Source organism: Finegoldia sp. P2-F-LR, assembly GCF_052932265.1.
In genome coordinates, this window is record NZ_JBRFJF010000005.1 from 44,440 (window position 1) to 58,398 (window position 13,959).

Sequence of the window (13,959 nt, forward strand, 5' to 3'; positions counted from 1 at the left end):
TTTAACTTATGGGGACTTTGTTTTTTATTGAATCAAATATTTCTATTGTATTATTGCTCAATGTTCTATGGAGTCCATTGCTAATGCAACTTCGTTTAACATAGCTAAAAGAAGAGATTTATCTCTTAAAGAAATATTTTTTTTACTATATGACATGTCGATTCCGACTACACCATATACGTAATTTCCTTTTCTAATAGCAAAGTAGAGCCCTTTAGCACTAGAGAGCGTATTTGTAGTAGCTCCTGCACTTTCGTTGTTCAAATAAACCCACTGAGCTACAGTTTTTTCTGCTTCTGAAACATATGTGTTATTTGCGCTTTCATTATTTTCGGGATTATAAATTTTGGGAGCTTTAAGTTCATTATCCTTTATAGGATAAAAAACTATAACTCTATTCAATAATTTATAAAGATGATAACAAGTTTGATACATTATTTTATCGTAATTATTTGCTGACTGTAAACTTTGACTAATTTTAAATAAAATCTCAAAGTTATGAGACTGTTCAATAGCTAATAAATTTTCTTTTTTTAATTTGTTTTGCATTAAGCATATTATAAATGACACAATGCTCATAATTAAAAATATCATAAAATATTCTTTAGAGTTAATTATAAAGGAAAAGTAAGGCTCTAAAAAGAAATAATCAATTATCAGGATATTAATTATTGACGAAATTACATTATAAATTGGATGTTTCGTTGTAAATCCAACAATACATGTTGATAAAATGTAAACCAATACAATATTTGTTGTACTAAAATCAAGTTCAAAGAAGAAAAAAGACAACAGTGTTGATACTAGAATAATAGAAAAAGTAGTCAAAAAGTCTTCTATATCAAATTGAAACGGATTTTCAAGGTTTAGCTTTACTTTCTTAGGTTCTTGATTTGCATCTGGGATTATAAATATATCAAGTGTTGGATTTGTTTTTGTAATTGAATCAATGATTGTTGATTTTCTCAATAAAGATACTTTTTGAAGGGATCTTCCTAAAACTAATTTTGAAATACCGCTGACTTTTGCGTATTGACTTATCTGAAAAGCTACGTCATCTCCATATGTTGAAACTAGATTTGCTTTTAAATGTTTTGCAAGATTTATGTTAGCTTGTAAATCGTATTTTTCTTTTTGAGATAAAAACTTCAAATTTGATGTTTCAACAAATAATGCACTAAATTCTGCATGAAAAGACTTAGCCATTCTATAAGCAGTTCTAATTACTTTTTGATTTGTGGGTGAAGGGCTAATGCAGACTAAAATGTGTTCTTTTAAAAAAGGTCTATTTTTTTCATCAGTGTATAAATTTATACGATCAGCACATCTTCTCAGAGTTATTTCTCTCAACGAAACCAGGTTACCCTTTGTAAAAAAGTTAGCAAGTGCTTTTTGTGATTGCATCGTATTGTATATTTTCCCGCTTTTTAATCGTTGGAGCAACTGTTCAACTTCAATATCGATAATTTTTATATTATCAGCATTATCAAAAATATAATCAGGAATACGTTCATTTATCTTTATTCTCGTTATTGATTCGATGATATCATGAAGACTTTCTAAATGCTGAACATTTAATGTAGTATATACGTCGATGCCTGCTTTCAGCAACTCTTCTATATCTTGGTATCTTTTTTTATGCCTAGAAGTTGGAGCATTAGTGTGTGCTAATTCATCAACCAATACAATTTGAGGCTTTCTTTTAATAATAGAATCTAAATCTAATTCATAAAAAACATGATTTTTGTATGTGATTTTTTTGTTTTCTACTCTCTGCAAACCATTTATTAAATCAAGCGTATCTTTTCTGTCGTGAGGTTCGATATATCCAATTACAACATCTGCTCCATCCAAGTCTTTTTCATGTGCATATTTTAGCATACTGTAAGTTTTTCCTACGCCAGCACAATAGCCAAAGAATATGGTTAATTTTCCTTTTTTATCCATAAAATCATCTCCTAGAAAACTCTATCAGATATAGTTTACTATAAATACAATCGAATTTTTGCTTTAGCTTAAATTTTAATGCGATTTTAATATTGCAGTGGCTTTTTTTAAAACCATTTTAAGGTCTATGATGATATACTCATTTTACAGTTTAATAAATAGGAGGCGCTATATATGAAAGATATCATTATGATACTAATTTTACTTTTATCATTTTTGATGTTGAAATATTTTGTATATATGATAGATCGTATTATAAATAAGAAATAAAATAGGGAGGATTTTATGATATTTATATCAATATTAATATTAGGAATTATTTGTTATCTTTTTTATGCTTTAATTAATCCTGAAAAATTTTAGGGTTTTAAATTGGAGGTAAATTATGGAAGGAATAAAAAATGAAAAAGATTGTATGTATGAATTTAGTTTAATAATAAAACACAAAGTTGATTTAGGAAAATACGATGAATGCTTAGAGTTAATTTATAAAAAAATGGCTGAGTTTCCTCATGATCCAGTACCACATAATTTATTGGGAATATTGATGGAGATTAAAGGCAATCATCTTTTAGCAATGAAACACTTAAGAGCTGCTTGGGCTCTAGATCCTAGTTACACACCTGCTAGTATTAATTTAGATAATATGGGTTCAAATGGATCGAGAAAATTATATGTGTTTTCATAAGATTTTTAATTTAAGAAGGAGAAATTATGTTTCAAATATTGATAACATTACTGATATTTTTAATTATTATATTTCCGATTGGAAATTATTTGTATAAGATAACTGTTAATAAACAAACTTGTTTGGATTTTATCTTTGACAGATTTGATTCATTAATTTTTAAAGTATTAAAAATAGATAAAAATGATATGGATTGGAAACAATATGCAAAAACTTTATTGTTAGTTAATGCATGTTTGGTATTTGTTGGATACCTAGTACTAAGAGTTCAATCATTTAATTTATTTAATCCAAATAAAATACAGGCAATGGAAGAATCATTAAGTTTTAATACTATTATATCTTTTATGACTAATACTAATTTACAACATTATTCTGGGGAATCTGGTTTATCCTATTTTTCTCAAATGTTTGTAATTACAATGATGATGTTTACTTCAGCAGCTACAGGATATGCTGCATGTGTTGCAATGATAAGAGGTATTTTAGGTAAAAAAATGGGTAATTTTTATGTTGACTTTATTAAAATAATAACTAGATTTTTATTACCAGCCTCGATTATAGTAGGAATAATATTAGTATCACAAGGAGTTCCTCAAAATCTAAATAGTAATATGATAGTAAGTACAATTGAAGGGAAAAACCAACAAATTGCATCTGGACCAGTGGCGGCATTGGAATCAATTAAACATTTGGGGACAAACGGAGGAGGTTTTTTTGGAGCGAACTCTTCAACACCTTTTGAAAATCCAAATATCATTTCAAATATAATCGAATTACTATCTATGATGATATTGCCAGCATCGTGTATCTTTATTTTTGGTAAAATGGCTTATGATAATTCAAAAGAAAAAGCCACAAACAATGATGATCACAAAAGTATAAAATCAATTAATAGAAAGCATATATTAATTGGTACAGAAGGAAGAACTGTATTTGTAGCGATGTCGATATTGTTTTTAATAGGATTGGGAATTTGTTATTTCACTGAAAGTCACGGAATTAATGGAGCCACACTTTCAGGAATTTCACAAAATCTTGGAAATATGGAAGGAAAAGAAATGCGTTTTGGTATCTCTCAATCTACTTTATTTACCACCGTAACAACTTCTTTTACAACAGGTACAGTAAATAATATGCATGATACACTTACACCTCTAGGGGGAATGGTTCCTCTTATTAATATGATGATGAATGTAGTATTCGGAGGTGCTGGAGTCGGACTAATGAATATGTTAATATATGCCATTTTGGCGGTTTTCATTTGTGGACTAATGATAGGAAAAACTCCGGAATACTTGGGTAAAAAAATAGAAGGAAACGAGATGAAATTAGCTGCCTTATCAATAATAATACATCCTTTATTAATTTTAGGGTTTTCAGCTTTAGCTGTTAGTGTTAATGGTGGAGTACAAGGAATAACTAATCCTGGATTTCATGGGTTGAGCCAAGTGCTTTATGAATTTTCTTCCTCAGCGGCAAATAATGGTTCAGGGTTTGAAGGCTTATCAGATAATAATCTTTTTTGGAACATAACTTGCGGATTAGTAATGTTTTTGGGGAGATATTTATCCATAATAATTCAGCTAGCTATAGCTGGTAGTTTATCTAAAAAAGTTAATGTTAACGAAACTATAGGAACATTAAAAACTGATAATCTTACTTTCTCAATAATTATAGTCATTGTTGTTTATATATTTTCTGCATTAACTTTCTTGCCGGTTCTTGCATTAGGACCAATAGCAGAGTGGTTGACCTTATAGGAGGAGTTATGAGTAAAAATAAAAAAACAAAATTTGTGACAAACGATATATTAAAATCATCCATAAAAGGAGCTTTTTTAAAACTAAATCCAAAATATATGGTAAAAAATCCGGTAATGTTCGTCGTTGAAATAGGATTTTCCATATGTTTATTACTTGCTTTCTTTCCGGGACTATTTGATGATGGAAGTAGAAATTCTAACATTTATAATGGCTTAGTGTCTGTTATTTTATTTATAACATTAGTTTTTGCTAATTTTGCAGAATCTGTTGCAGAAGGTAGAGGTAAAGCTCAAGCAGAAAGCCTTAAGAAAACAAAAAAAGATACGAAAGCAAGATGTATATTGGAAAATGGCGAAGAAATAGAAAAATCAAGTAATGAGTTAAAAAAAGGAGATATTGTTTTAGTAAAGTCAGGCGAAATAATTCCTAATGACGGCGAAATAATAGAAGGAATTGCAAGCATAGATGAATCCGCTATTACTGGTGAATCTGCTCCTGTTACAAAGGAAAGTGGGGGAGATTTCTGTTCAGTTACAGGTGGAACTTTGGTAGTTTCTGACTGGATAAAAGTGAAAATTACTTCTGAACCAGGAGAGTCTTTCTTGGATAAGATGATATCTCTTGTAGAAGGAGCATCAAGACAAAAAACTCCTAATGAAATAGCACTTAACACTCTGCTAGTTTCTCTAACTATAATTTTTATTATTGTAATAATAACTCTATATCCAATAGCTGTTTATGCTAATGTTAAAGTATCAGTATCAACTTTAATTGCTTTATTAGTCTGCTTGATACCTACAACTATAGGAGCACTATTGAGCGCTATAGGAATTGCTGGAATGGATCGTGTAACTAGATTCAATGTAATAGCAATGTCAGGAAAAGCTGTTGAATCATGCGGAGATGTTGACACAATGATTTTGGATAAAACAGGAACTATAACTTTTGGAAATAGGCTGGCTAGTGATTTTATAAATTTAGATGGCATCCATAAGTCAGATCTTATTGATTACTCTTGTATTGCATCTCTAAAAGATGATACACCTGAAGGTAAATCAACAGTAGAATTGGCAAGAAAATTAGGATCAAAAGTTATTTTTGATGACTACAATGACGCATCATTTGTGGAATTTACAGCGTCAAGTAAGATGAGTGGTGTAGATCTAAAAAATGGAACTTCAATTCGAAAAGGTTCAGGAGATGCCATAATTAAATTAATAAGAGATAAAGGGGGAAAAATTCCAGGGGATTTAGAAACAAAAATTAGTGGCATATCTAAATTGGGTGGAACCCCATTAGTTGTTTGTGTTGATAATGTAATCTACGGCATTATCTATTTAAAAGACACTGTAAAACCAGGTTTAAGGGAAAGATTTGAACGATTAAGAAAAATAGGTATTAAAACTATAATGTGTACTGGAGACAATCCATTAACAGCTGCGACAATAGCGGCAGAAGCTGGCGTCGATGGGTATATTGCAGAATGTAAACCTGAAGATAAGATAGAAGCTATAAAAAAAGAACAATCGCTAGGTAAGATTGTAGCAATGACGGGAGATGGCACAAATGATGCTCCAGCATTGGCTCAAGCAGATGTTGGGATAGCAATGAATAGTGGAACAACTTCTGCAAAAGAAGCTGCTAATATGGTAGATTTGGATTCAAATCCAACAAAAATTTTGGAAGTTATAGAAATAGGAAAGCAATTACTGATAACTAGAGGATCATTAACGACATTTTCTATTTCAAATGATATAGCCAAATATTTTGCAATAATACCAGCGATTTTTACAGTAGCAATTCCAAAAATGAAAGTATTAAATATTATGTCATTGAGTACACCATCAAGTGCAATTATATCAGCATTGATATTTAATGCTATAATTATTCCTTGTTTAATACCTTTAGCCATGAGAGGGGTAAAATATGAACCTATGTCAGCATCAAAAATGTTAGGTAAGAATATGCTTATATATGGTTTAGGAGGAATAATTTGTCCGTTCATTGGAATAAAAATAATAGATATTTTGGTTAGCCCATTGTTAACTTTACTTGGGGTTTAAAAGGAGAAATTAATGAAGTTTTTGAAAAAAATTAAAAAAGCTTTTATTGTATCGTTATTTATGTTTGTTTTGTGTGGAGTTATTTATCCTTTCTTTCTTACAGGAATAAGTCAACTCATTTTTTCCAAACAAGCTAATGGAAGTTTAGTAAGTTACAATAATAAAGTTGTAGGCTCAAAGTTAATAGGTCAAGAATTTACAGATCCTAGGTTATTTCATTGCAGACCATCTGCAGTTAATTATAATGTATTTACAGGAAATAAACATGAAGCAATATCTTCTGGTAGTGAAAATTTAGCTGTAAGTAATCCAGAATTAAAGCAAAGAATTAGCCAAGATACTAATAAATTATTACTTGAAAATCCATCAATAAAAAAATCTGATATTCCAGAAGATATAATAACACAATCAGCATCTGGTCTAGATCCACATATATCTATAAAAGCTGCAAATATTCAAGTTGACAGAATAGAAAAAAACACTGGATTATCTAAAAAAGTTATTGAAGAATTAATTAAAAAGAATACTAAATATAAACTATTTGGCATTTTTGGAGAAAACACTGTTAATGTACTTGAACTAAATATTGACTTGATTAAAGAGTTGAAAAAATAATTATAGGTATATGATATAAAACTAGGTCCCACATATAGAAAATTTTGTCAGAGACCTAGTTTTTTTAATTCTATTTTAAATAGATATTGTATAATATAGAGGGGTGAAAAATGAATGACAACACAAGAATATTAATAATAGAAGATGACAGAGCAGTTAGAAATCTAATTTCTAATACTTTAAAAATAAATAGATTTAATTATGATTTAGCTGTAAATGGTAGTGAAGCACTATTGTTATTTACTACGAACAAATACGATATAGTTTTTGTAGATTTAGGGTTACCTGATATTGACGGAATTGATCTTATTAAAAAATTCAGAGAGTTTTCAACTACTCCGATTATTGTAATAAGTGCGAGGAGTAACGACGAAGATAAAATAGAAGCATTAGATGCAGGAGCTGATGATTTTTTAACTAAACCATTTAATGTTGAGGAATTATTGGCTAGAGTTCGCTCTACGATAAGGCGTTTAAATTATTCTGAAAATAATAGAATAGATAATAATGTAACATTTGAGAATGGTGATATAAAAATTGATTATCCTTCAAGAAGTGTGTTTGTTAAAGGAGAAGAAATCCATTTAATGCCAATTGAATACAGTTTATTATGTTTACTATCCAAAAATATAGGTAAAGTTCTTACTCATCAATATATTTTAAAAACTATTTGGGTGAATTATTTAGATTCCGATTTATCTTCATTAAGAGTTTATATGACTTCTCTTAGGAAAAAAATAGAAAAAGTATCTTGTGAGAAGTATATTCAAACTCATATAGGCGTAGGATATAAAATGATAAGGGTTAATAAGTCAGATTCGGAGAAATAATATGATTGAAAAAGCTAAAGATTCAATATTAGTTTGTATATCTGATGCAAAGTCAAATAGCTTGGTAATAAAGAAAGCCAACGAAATAGCTAGTAAAGAAAACGCAAGGCTTATTGCATTATATGTTTGCGATAGAAATGATTACCAAAAAAAACAAGAAAAAGGATTTTTACAACAAAACTTAGATTTAGCTGAAAGTATCGGAGCCATGATTGAAATAATTTATGATGATGATATTGCGGCTCAAATAGTTAATTTTGCAAAGTTATACAGAGTAAAAAAAATTGTTCTGGGGAGAAACAACAACCAGACGAATTTTTTTATATTAAATAAAAGCATCTGTGATGAAGTGATTGAAAAGATTGAGGATATAGACATTCATATCGTTCCTTTTTACGAGGATTTTTCAATTAAACGATTTGAAACTAATAAAAACATCATTCGAGATGTATTTATTAGTTTATTTATATTGATTTTATGCACATTAGCTGGTTATGTATTTTATTTTTATAAATTTGGTGAATCAAATATTATAATGATATATATATTAGGAGTGTTTTTTATAGCGCTTATAACGTATAATGAAATTTTAAGTATGACGGCATCGATAATTTGTGTTTTAGCTTTTAATTTTTGTTTTACTGAGCCAACTTTGAGTTTTTCTTTTTATAATAAAAATTATATAATAACATTTTTAGTTTTATTGATAGTCTCATTTTTGACGAGTAAATTAGCTAGTCGTATAAAAAAAAGTGCAGAAAATTCATCTAATATGATATACATTACTAAGTTATTATTAGAGACAAATCAGATGTTACAATCTAAAATAACGAAATCTGAAATAATTGAAACAGGATGTAATCAGTTATCGAATCTATTAAAAAGAAATATTAAATATTATGATATATTAGATAATGAAATTCAAAAGCCATTAAAATTTTGTTATAATTCTGTAAAGGATAATGAAATTTCGGATCCGGAAGAAGAAAAGGAAATAGTAGAATGGGCTTATTTACACAATAGTAATGCTGGGGCTACTACCAGATATTTACCAGAGGCTAAGTATCTGTATTATACTATAAGAAATAATACAAATGTTTATGGAATAATTGGTATATATTTATACAAGGACAGGTTGGATTCGGTTGAAAACAAAATCTTATTAGCTATTCTAGGAGATATGTCACTAGCACTTGAGAAGGAAAAAGTGATTGAGGATAAGAATAGAGCAAACTTGAAAATAAAAGATGAGCAATTTAAGACCAATCTATTACGATCTATATCACATGATTTGAGAACACCTTTAACCACTATTTGTGGGGATTCGGATATATTGCTAAATAATTATAAAAACTTGACTGAATCAATGAAATTAGAACTATTTCAAGATATTTATGATGATTCTCAATGGCTGTTAAATCTGATAGAAAACATACTATCTATTACTAGAGTAGAAGAAGGAAGGATGAAGCTAAAAATTGAACCACAAATTGTTGAAGAAGTAATTGATGAAGCTTTAAAGCATATAAATAGAGATAAAAGAAAACACAATATAAATGTTGATATTGAAGATGAATATTTGATGGCAAACATGGACGTAAGGCTAATTATTCAAGTAATCATAAACTTGGTAGATAATGCTATAAAATATACAGATGAAGGATCAAATATTCTGATTAAAGCTTTTAAAAAGGACGAAAATACAATAATACAAATTTGTGATGATGGAAATGGTATAAGAGATAATGATAAGGAAAAAATATTTCGAAAATTTTATACATCCAATGATAAAATATCTGACAATAAAAGAAGTATAGGTTTAGGGTTATATCTATGTAAGATCATAGTAGAAGCACATGGCGGGTCAATAAAAGTTGAAGACAATAAGCCCAAAGGAGCAATATTTACTTTTAATCTCAAAGCATTATAAAATAATAAATTAATACCGTTATATAAGGATTTATGAAAATTTTTAAAGTTTTGATATAATCAATTATACACTATATGGAGGTGAACATGAAAATAATTAATTCTGATTTGGAAAAAATTGCTTTTTTGAAAGAACAATATCCTGATGAATCTCTACCAGAAATTGCTTTTTGTGGAAGAAGTAACGTTGGTAAATCATCTTTTATTAATTCTATTTTGGATAGAAAAAATCTAGCTAGGACTTCTTCTAAACCAGGGAAAACGCGTACGGTAAATTTTTACAATGCAAATAATGAGTTTAGATTAGTTGATTTACCAGGATATGGGTATGCGCAAACATCAAAATCTGAAAAGAAAAAATGGGCTCAAGTTATTGAAACTTATTTAAATAATAGAAGAAATTTGTACGAAGTGTTTTTGATTGTGGATATTAGACACAAACCAACCGTTCAAGATAAGGAAATGTACAACTGGATTATCCAAAGTGGATTTTGTGGGTTTGTAATAGCTACAAAATTAGACAAAATCGGCAAAACCATGATTAAGAAGAATTTGAACATAATAAAAAAAGAACTCAACATAGATGATGATAATCTCATCTACGAATACAGTTCAACTTCCAAAACAAATAAAAAAGCTGTTATGGAACAGCTTGAAATGATTTTAAAATACGGTAGTGGAATTGAAGAATAAAAGTAAGTAAACCCCAAGTAATTGGGGTTTTGTTTTTAAATATTTTGTGTGTGACAATAATTTTATGTCATGTATGAATTATTATTGCCAATCATATAATTTTGTTGGATTATTCAACAACAGAGAAGTCGTCTTTTCCAGCGCCACAAATTGGGCAAACCCAATCTTCAGCTAAATCTTCGAAAGCTGTTTGTGGTTGAACACCTGCGTCTGGATCTCCTTCAGCTGGATCATAAATATATCCACATACGTCACATACATATTTTTTCATGTTTAATTTCCCCCTTTAAGATAATTACCTGTTATCAGGTACAAATTATATATACCCACTGTAAAAATTTCTAATCATTTTTCTGATTTTATTGATAAATTAAATATTTAATGATAAGTTGTTAAATTTATTGAACATATGGGTATATAAATATTGGGTGATAATATGTATATGTTTAAGAGACAATTTGTCAGCGATAGGACAATTGCTACTAAAAATATTCATACTATGCTCAGACTATTAAGAAAAGTTGTACCAGATGATGAACTACTTTATGATATACGATTAATAACTAATGAATTGATTTTTAATGGACTAGAACATGGTAACCAGTTTGATATAAATAAGAAAATAACTTTCAAAATAAAATTAAATGATGATTCGATAAAAATATGTGTACAGGACGAAGGTACAGGGATTGATTATTGTTCGAACAGTTATTTTAATAATGATATTTATGTCAGAGGTAGAGGATTATTTATAGTAAGTAAATTGGCTGACGAATTAAAAATTAAAGAGAATTGTGTTGAAGCAAAGCTATTAGTAAGACCTAATTAATTAGTGATCTAATAGCTTGTTTTATTGCAAAAAATTATTAAATGTGATTTTACACAAATTTTTCTTTTATTTTTTTCAATTTATGATATAATGAAGTGTCACAAATTAGAGGGAAGTGGAATTTTGAAAAGAGAAGATGTAAGAAACGTAGCAATTATTGCCCATGTTGACCATGGTAAGACAACTTTGGTAGATGGGTTATTAAAAACAAGTGGTATTTTTAGAGAAAATCAAGACGTACAAGATCGTGTAATGGATAGTAATGATATAGAACGTGAAAGAGGAATTACTATTCTTTCTAAAAACACTGCAATTGACTACAAAAATCATAAAATTAATATTATAGATACTCCGGGTCACGCTGACTTCGGAGGAGAAGTAGAACGTGTATTGAAAATGACGAGTGGAGTGGTGTTGGTAGTAGATGCTTTTGAAGGACCTATGCCACAAACAAAATTTGTATTGAAAAAAGCTTTTGAATTAAATTTACCTACAATTATTTGTATCAATAAAATTGACAGAAAAGAAGCTAGGGTAGATGAAGTAGTAGATGAAATTTTGGATTTATTTATTCAATTAGATGCAGATGAATCCTATTTGGATTCTCCATTTGTATTTGCTTCTGCAAGGGAAGGATTTGCAACTGACGATTTGGAAGAAAGACCAGAAGATATGACTGCTTTATTGGACAAAATCATAGACTACATTCCAGCTCCAGAAGGAGAAGAAGATGCACCGTTCAAGCTTTTGATTTCTACAACTGATTTTAGCGATTACGTTGGTAGAATTGGAATTGGTAAGATTGAACAAGGTAAAGTAAAAGTTAATGATAGCTGTGTTATAGTAAATTACAATAATCCAGATAAGAAAAAGAAGATTAAAGTAACTAAGATTTACGAATTCGATGGATTAAACAGAGTCGAAGTTAATGAATCTAAATTCGGTTCTATCGTAGCCTTGACTGGTGTAGAGGGAATAGAAATTGGAGACACATTAGCAAATGAAGAAGATTGTGAACCTATTGAATTTGTAAGCATCTCAAGTCCTACGTTAGCGATGAATTTCTCAGTTAATAATTCTCCATTCGCTGGCAGAGATGGAAAGTTTGTAACAAGTAGACAAGTTCGTGCTAGATTGTACAAAGAATTAGAAACGGATGTAAGTCTAAAAGTTGAAGATACTGATTCTACAGATACTTTTAGAGTTAGTGGTAGAGGAGAACTTCACTTATCTGTTTTGATAGAAAATATGAGACGTGAAGGATTTGAATTCCAAGTTTCAAAACCTGAAGTTTTATTCAAAAAAGATGAAGATGGAAAAGTTCTTGAACCAATTGAAATAGTTACGATTGACGTCGAAGAAGGATTTGTCGGTACTGTAATTGAGAAATTGGGAACAAGAAAAGGTGAGTTGCAAGATATTTCAAATACTTCTAGCGGATATACAAGGCTTACTTTTGAAATTCCTTCTAGAGGTCTTATTGGATATCGTCAAGAGTTTTTGAGCGATACAAAGGGTAATGGAGTTATCAACACAGAACTTAAAGGATATGAGCCATATAAAGGCGAAATTCCTAAACGACAATTAGGTTCATTGATTTCATTTGATACAGGAGTTGCTACAGCTTATGGATTAAATTCAGCACAAGACAGGGGAATTTTATTCGTACAACCTCAAGATGAAGTATATGAAGGAATGGTTGTAGGATCTAATGCAAAAGGATTGGATATTGAAGTAAATATTTGTAAGAAAAAAGCACAAACAAATATCAGATCATCCGCAGCAGATGAATCATTAAAACTATCTCCTCCAAAAATCATGAGTTTGGAAGAAATGATGGAATTTGTTGAAGAAGATGAATTAATTGAAATTACTCCTCATCATTTGAGATTGAGAAAGAAGATTTTGGATACTCAATTAAGATACAAATCAAAAAAATATAATAAATAATTTTAGCGGGAATTTATCAGCTGATAAGTTCCCTTTTTTTAATTTAAAATTTTTAAAATAAAATTAACAATAAAATTGAATTGTCGAGAATAAACACTAACATTAATGGGTATATAATGTATATAAAAATATAAAGTATCATGGTTTTTCTATTTAATTAGTATAGGGATATGTATTAGAAGTTTAATTAAAAAAAACATTTGCTTTAGTTAGAAAAAGCGTGTATACTTAAATTATCAAATGCATTATATTATATTTTGTTGATGGGTAAAGGTTACCCAAAAAAATTTTAAGGAGTAAAACTATGGCTGAAATTAATATCAAGGATAACACATTAAATGAGTTTTTCGATGCAATTATGATGTTAAACGGAAAAGAGGAGTTGCAACGTTTTTTTGAAGACGTTTGCACTATGAGAGAGTTACATTCAATTTCACAAAGATTAGAAGTAGCAAAATTACTCAAGATAAGAAAAACTTATAGCGAAATTGAAAAAGATACTGGCGCATCTACTGCGACCATTAGTAGAGTTAATAGATCTTTACAAAACGGTGCTCAAGGTTATGAACTTGTACTAGATACTTTAATAGCAAGAAATTTGGAAGAAAAAAGAAAAAGAAAACAAAAATAACTTTTTATCCGCAAACTT

General features: G+C 29.2%; 13 protein-coding genes. 11 read left to right on the forward strand and 2 right to left on the reverse strand.

Annotation, left to right across the window (positions count from 1 at the left end):
- Positions 1–57: 57 nt before the first annotated feature.
- Complete coding sequence (locus ACU68W_RS04230; protein WP_278735323.1) at positions 58–1,947, reverse strand: sensor histidine kinase; 1,890 nt, start codon at positions 1,945–1,947, stop codon at positions 58–60.
- Positions 1,948–2,232: 285 nt separating this feature from the next.
- Between ACU68W_RS04230 and kdpF the strand changes: the two genes are divergently transcribed.
- The 8 genes from kdpF to yihA all read left to right on the forward strand — a co-directional run bounded on the left by kdpF (position 2,233) and on the right by yihA (position 10,531).
- A complete protein-coding gene (gene kdpF, locus ACU68W_RS04235) occupies positions 2,233–2,310 on the forward strand; it encodes a K(+)-transporting ATPase subunit F (protein ID WP_080545264.1) in 78 nt (25 codons plus the stop codon).
- Between the two features lie 22 nt (positions 2,311–2,332).
- Positions 2,333–2,635, forward strand: coding sequence for a tetratricopeptide repeat protein (locus ACU68W_RS04240; protein WP_002836773.1), 303 nt, complete (start codon positions 2,333–2,335; stop codon positions 2,633–2,635).
- Positions 2,636–2,661: 26 nt separating this feature from the next.
- The gene (locus tag ACU68W_RS04245; RefSeq protein ID WP_278735324.1) at positions 2,662–4,398 is read left to right on the forward strand and encodes a potassium-transporting ATPase subunit KdpA; all 1,737 of its coding nucleotides are present in this window, start codon (positions 2,662–2,664) and stop codon (positions 4,396–4,398) included.
- An 8-nt stretch (positions 4,399–4,406) separates the two neighbouring features.
- Positions 4,407–6,464, forward strand: a complete 2,058-nt coding sequence (gene kdpB / locus ACU68W_RS04250) for a potassium-transporting ATPase subunit KdpB (RefSeq protein ID WP_278735326.1) — start codon at positions 4,407–4,409, stop codon at positions 6,462–6,464.
- A 12-nt stretch (positions 6,465–6,476) separates the two neighbouring features.
- The gene (gene kdpC / locus ACU68W_RS04255) at positions 6,477–7,079 is read left to right on the forward strand and encodes a potassium-transporting ATPase subunit KdpC (protein WP_094223593.1); all 603 of its coding nucleotides are present in this window, start codon (positions 6,477–6,479) and stop codon (positions 7,077–7,079) included.
- 110 nt (positions 7,080–7,189) lie between these two features.
- Positions 7,190–7,909, forward strand: a complete 720-nt coding sequence (locus tag ACU68W_RS04260) for a response regulator transcription factor (RefSeq protein WP_002836769.1) — start codon at positions 7,190–7,192, stop codon at positions 7,907–7,909.
- 1 nt (position 7,910) lies between these two features.
- Positions 7,911–9,839, forward strand: a complete 1,929-nt coding sequence (locus tag ACU68W_RS04265; protein WP_094223592.1) for a DUF4118 domain-containing protein — start codon at positions 7,911–7,913, stop codon at positions 9,837–9,839.
- A gap of 86 nt (positions 9,840–9,925) precedes the next feature.
- Positions 9,926–10,531: a ribosome biogenesis GTP-binding protein YihA/YsxC gene (yihA, locus tag ACU68W_RS04270; protein ID WP_094205921.1), complete on the forward strand. Its 606-nt coding sequence runs from the start codon at positions 9,926–9,928 to the stop codon at positions 10,529–10,531.
- 109 nt (positions 10,532–10,640) lie between these two features.
- Here yihA and rd read toward each other — a convergent pair whose 3' ends face one another.
- Positions 10,641–10,802 carry a rubredoxin gene (gene rd, locus ACU68W_RS04275; protein WP_002836766.1) on the reverse strand — a complete coding sequence of 54 codons (162 nt, stop codon included), beginning with the start codon at positions 10,800–10,802 and terminating at the stop codon, positions 10,641–10,643.
- A gap of 165 nt (positions 10,803–10,967) precedes the next feature.
- Between rd and ACU68W_RS04280 the strand changes: the two genes are divergently transcribed.
- The 3 genes from ACU68W_RS04280 to ACU68W_RS04290 all read left to right on the forward strand — a co-directional run bounded on the left by ACU68W_RS04280 (position 10,968) and on the right by ACU68W_RS04290 (position 13,941).
- The gene (locus tag ACU68W_RS04280; RefSeq protein ID WP_094208806.1) at positions 10,968–11,360 is read left to right on the forward strand and encodes an ATP-binding protein; all 393 of its coding nucleotides are present in this window, start codon (positions 10,968–10,970) and stop codon (positions 11,358–11,360) included.
- A gap of 90 nt (positions 11,361–11,450) precedes the next feature.
- Complete coding sequence (typA, locus tag ACU68W_RS04285) at positions 11,451–13,310, forward strand: translational GTPase TypA (RefSeq protein WP_094223627.1); 1,860 nt, start codon at positions 11,451–11,453, stop codon at positions 13,308–13,310.
- A 304-nt stretch (positions 13,311–13,614) separates the two neighbouring features.
- Positions 13,615–13,941 (forward strand): YerC/YecD family TrpR-related protein, encoded by a 327-nt coding sequence (locus tag ACU68W_RS04290; protein WP_094207313.1) that lies wholly within the window; start codon positions 13,615–13,617, stop codon positions 13,939–13,941.
- Positions 13,942–13,959: the final 18 nt, after the last annotated feature.

Coding starts and splice junctions, on each gene's coding strand:
- ACU68W_RS04230 (WP_278735323.1), bottom strand. CDS start 1,947: ATGGATAAAAAAGGAAAATTAACCATATTCTTTGGCTATTGTGCTGGC.
- kdpF (WP_080545264.1), top strand. CDS start 2,233: ATGATATTTATATCAATATTAATATTAGGAATTATTTGTTATCTTTTT.
- ACU68W_RS04240 (WP_002836773.1), top strand. CDS start 2,333: ATGGAAGGAATAAAAAATGAAAAAGATTGTATGTATGAATTTAGTTTA.
- ACU68W_RS04245 (WP_278735324.1), top strand. CDS start 2,662: ATGTTTCAAATATTGATAACATTACTGATATTTTTAATTATTATATTT.
- kdpB (WP_278735326.1), top strand. CDS start 4,407: ATGAGTAAAAATAAAAAAACAAAATTTGTGACAAACGATATATTAAAA.
- kdpC (WP_094223593.1), top strand. CDS start 6,477: ATGAAGTTTTTGAAAAAAATTAAAAAAGCTTTTATTGTATCGTTATTT.
- ACU68W_RS04260 (WP_002836769.1), top strand. CDS start 7,190: ATGAATGACAACACAAGAATATTAATAATAGAAGATGACAGAGCAGTT.
- ACU68W_RS04265 (WP_094223592.1), top strand. CDS start 7,911: ATGATTGAAAAAGCTAAAGATTCAATATTAGTTTGTATATCTGATGCA.
- yihA (WP_094205921.1), top strand. CDS start 9,926: ATGAAAATAATTAATTCTGATTTGGAAAAAATTGCTTTTTTGAAAGAA.
- rd (WP_002836766.1), bottom strand. CDS start 10,802: ATGAAAAAATATGTATGTGACGTATGTGGATATATTTATGATCCAGCT.
- ACU68W_RS04280 (WP_094208806.1), top strand. CDS start 10,968: ATGTATATGTTTAAGAGACAATTTGTCAGCGATAGGACAATTGCTACT.
- typA (WP_094223627.1), top strand. CDS start 11,451: ATGAAGTGTCACAAATTAGAGGGAAGTGGAATTTTGAAAAGAGAAGAT.
- ACU68W_RS04290 (WP_094207313.1), top strand. CDS start 13,615: ATGGCTGAAATTAATATCAAGGATAACACATTAAATGAGTTTTTCGAT.